This window comes from Mycobacterium sp. TH-M11 (genome assembly GCF_057473725.1).
The window spans coordinates 1-2090 of record NZ_JBYCLD010000251.1; the positions used below are offsets into that span (position 1 = coordinate 1).

A 2090-nucleotide genomic window follows, 5' to 3' on the forward strand; every position below is an offset into this window, starting at 1 on the left:
CCCGACGACGAGCCCGTGCACGCGATCGCGCTGCGCTGCCAAGTCCGCATCGAACCATTGCGACGTGGCTACTCCGACGACGAAGCAGCGGGGCTGACGGATTTGTTCGGGCCACGCGAACGCTGGGCCACCACTCAACACACCTTCCTGTGGCAGCATTGCACGGCGATGGTGCCGGCGTTCCTGGGCACCAGCGAGATCACGCTGCCCCTGGAGTGCACCTACGATTTCGAGGTCGCGGCAGCCAAGTACCTGCACGCGCTGCGCGACGGCGCCGTTCCACTGCAATTCCTTTTCAGCGGAACGGTATTCACGCCGGGTCAGCGCGGCTTCTCTGTCCAGCAAGTGTCGTGGGGCTGCGAGGACCACTACGAGATGCCGGTAGCGGTGTGGCGCGAACTCATCCGGCTGCACTACCCGAACACCGGGTGGGTGCGGCTGTCTCACGACGCGGTGGCCGCACTGGCCGCCTACAAGTCGGCGCGCGGCCTGATGAGTATCGAGGACGCGGTCACCACGCTGCTGGGCGCGGCGCACCAGGTGGCGCGATGACCGCGGATTGGGACCGGGCCCGCGCCGTCGCCGACGCCGTGCTGTACGAGGGTTACCTGCTCTACCCGTACCGCGCGACGTCAAGCAGGAACCGATCGCGTTGGCAGTGGGGCGTTTTGGGCCCCGCGGGTGCCTCCGACGCCGGGATCGGCGAGGACGACACCATCACCGCGCAGTTCCTCGTCGACGGAGCGCAATCAATCACGCTGGTGGTGCGCTTCCTGCAACTGCAGCACCGCCGCGCCGAGCGCGACGCCGGTGGCGGCCGCTTCGAACCCGTCGACGAACTGATCACATCGTCCGGTTCGTGGCTGACGTGGGACGAAGCGGTCGAACACGAGGAATCCTTTGGCCCTTTCGCACTCGACGATTCGGCTCAGCCCTGGATTTTGCCGCTGACCGCCGCGGGGTCAACCAGCATTGAGCAGGTCGAGAACGGTTGGCTGGTAAGGGAACGACGAAAACTCAACGCCCGCGTGACGATAGGCGCCGAGCCAGACGGCGCGCTGCAACGGGTATCGGTGAGCATCACCAACGTCGGTAAACCTGCCGCCGACAAGGCCGAAGCGATCGCGCGATCCTTGATCGGCACCCACGTCATCGCCGAAGTCGTTGGCGGCGCCTTCGTCTCGCTCCTCGAGCCGCCGTTGACGGCTGCCGACGCAGTGTCCCGTTGTAGCCAGCACCGCTGCTTCCCGGTGCTGGCCGGGCCGCCCGGCGCCGGGGATCTGCTGCTGGTCTCCCCGATCATCCTCTACGACCACCCCGAGGTCGCCGAACAGAGCGAGACTGCGCTCTACGACTGCACCGAGATCGACGAGATCCTGACGTTGCGCGTGATGACGATGACCGACCAGGAGAAGGCGCAGGCCCGCGCCACCGATCCGCTTGCCGCGCAGATCATCGACCGCTGTGACTCGATGTCGCCCGAAGCCATGGCACGCCTGCACGGCGCCCTGCGGGATCCGGGGAAGCCCGCGGGCCTGATTCCGGAGGTGCCCGAGGGCATCGATTGGTGGGATCCGCTGGCCGACAACGCGGTAGCGCCTGAGCTGGACGCGGTGCTGGTGAACGGCGTCCGGGTGGCGCGGGGCAGTCGGGTAGTGCTGCATCCGGGGCGTCGAGCCGACGCACAAGACCTGTTCTTCGCCGGCAAGACGGCGCGCGTCACCACCGTGCACGAAGACGTCGACGGCAACCAGCACGTCGGTGTCGTCGTCGAGGACGATCCGGCCGCCGACCTGCACGAGTGGTACGGCCGCTACCTGTACTTCTCCCCCGATGAAGTCGAGCCGCTTGAAATCACTACTACAGATAGGAATTCGATATGGCGATCGTAGGATGGGTGTTCGTCGGCATCTTGGGGTTGGTCGTTGTGGCCGGAATCACGGTAGGACTGATATCCCTCCCCGATGCCCGGCGATACCTCAAGATCCGGCATATGTAGGGTCACCGGGCGGTCCGAGTCCAGTGCGCATCCTGGTGGCCGGCATCGGCAACATCTTCCTCGGCGACGACGGGTTCGGCTCCGAGGTAGT

Annotated in this window: 3 protein-coding genes and 1 pseudogene; all 4 read left to right on the top strand. The window is 66.3% G+C overall.

Going from position 1 to position 2090, the window contains the following annotated elements; all coding sequences use genetic code 11:
- Nucleotides 1-552: DUF6084 family protein (locus AC2VOG_RS10415; RefSeq protein ID WP_486939817.1), on the top strand; the 552-nt coding region annotated here is incomplete at its 5' end.
- Nucleotides 549-1892: a hypothetical protein gene (locus tag AC2VOG_RS10420; protein WP_486939818.1), complete on the top strand. Its 1344-nt coding sequence runs from the start codon at nt 549-551 to the stop codon at nt 1890-1892. The genes AC2VOG_RS10415 and AC2VOG_RS10420, both read left to right, overlap by 4 nt.
- Entirely contained in the window at nt 1880-1999 is a 120-nt protein-coding gene (locus tag AC2VOG_RS10425; RefSeq protein ID WP_486939819.1) for a DUF6893 family small protein, read from the top strand. The genes AC2VOG_RS10420 and AC2VOG_RS10425 overlap by 13 nt, the downstream gene beginning before the upstream one ends.
- A pseudogene (locus AC2VOG_RS10430) lies at nt 1975-2090 on the top strand (hydrogenase maturation protease); the annotation flags it as partial. The gene AC2VOG_RS10425 and the pseudogene AC2VOG_RS10430, both read left to right, overlap by 25 nt.